Consider the following 1281-nt stretch of genomic DNA (forward strand, 5'->3'; position numbering starts at 1 on the left):
AAGGGCCTGAACTACGTCAAGCTCGACGGTCAGGTCGGCATCATCGGCAACGGCGCGGGCCTGGTCATGTCCACCCTGGACGTGGTCGCCTACGCCGGCCAGTCCCACGGCGGCGTCAAGCCCGCCAACTTCCTCGACATCGGCGGCGGCGCCTCGGCCGAGGTCATGGCCAACGGCCTGGAGATCATCCTGGGCGACGCGGACGTGCGCTCGGTGTTCGTCAACGTGTTCGGCGGGATCACCGCCTGCGACGCGGTGGCCAACGGCATCGTGCAGGCCCTGGAGCTGCTGGAGTCCCGCGGCGACGACGTGACCAAGCCGCTGGTGGTGCGCCTGGACGGCAACAACGCCGAGCTGGGCCGCTCCATCCTGACCGAGCGGGCGCACCCGGCGGTGCGCCAGGTCGACACCATGGACGGCGCCGCCGCGCAGGCCGCGCAGCTGGCCGCGGCGAAGTAGAAGGGGCGAGGACATGGCGATTTTCCTGACCAAGGACAGCAAGGTGCTGGTCCAGGGCATGACCGGCTCTGAGGGCACCAAGCACACCCGGCGCATGCTCGCCGCCGGCACCCGGGTCGTGGGCGGGGTCAACCCGCGCAAGGCCGGCACCGCGGTGGACTTCGACGGCACCGAGGTGCCGGTGTTCGGGTCGGTGGCCGAGGGCATGGCCGCCACCGGCGCCGACGTCACGGTGATCTTCGTGCCGCCCAGGTTCACCAAGGACGCCGTCATCGAGGCGATCGACGCCGGGATCGGGCTGGCGGTGGTCATCACCGAGGGCGTCCCGGTGCACGACACCGCCTACTTCTGGGCCTACGCCACCGAGAAGGGCAACAAGACCCGGATCATCGGCCCCAACTGCCCCGGGCTGATCACCCCGGGCGCCTCCAACGCCGGGATCATCCCCGCCGACATCACCAAGCCGGGCCGGATCGGGCTGGTGTCGAAGTCGGGCACGCTGACCTATCAGATGATGTACGAGCTGCGCGACATCGGGTTCTCCACCTGCGTGGGCATCGGAGGGGACCCGATCATCGGGACCACCCACATCGACGCGCTGGCGGCCTTCGAGGCCGATCCCGACACCGACGCGATCGTGATGATCGGCGAGATCGGCGGGGACGCCGAGGAGCGGGCCGCGGAGTTCATCAAGGCCAACGTCACCAAGCCGGTGGTGGGGTATGTGGCCGGGTTCACCGCGCCGGAGGGCAAGACCATGGGGCACGCGGGCGCGATCGTGTCCGGGTCCTCGGGCACCGCCCAGGCCAAGAAGGAGGCCCT

General features: G+C 70.2%; 1 protein-coding gene and 1 pseudogene. Both read left to right on the forward strand.

Annotation, left to right across the window (positions count from 1 at the left end; genetic code table 11):
- Window positions 1-459 (forward strand): annotated as a pseudogene (locus D459_RS0130170) (ADP-forming succinate--CoA ligase subunit beta); the annotation flags it as partial.
- Between the two features lie 13 nt (window positions 460-472).
- A partial coding sequence (gene sucD / locus D459_RS0130175) for a succinate--CoA ligase subunit alpha (protein ID WP_017596716.1) occupies window positions 473-1281 on the forward strand: 809 nt, incomplete at its 3' end.

Origin of the sequence: Nocardiopsis potens DSM 45234, from assembly GCF_000341105.1 — a bacterium.
Lineage (GTDB): Bacteria > Actinomycetota > Actinomycetes > Streptosporangiales > Streptosporangiaceae > Nocardiopsis_A > Nocardiopsis_A potens.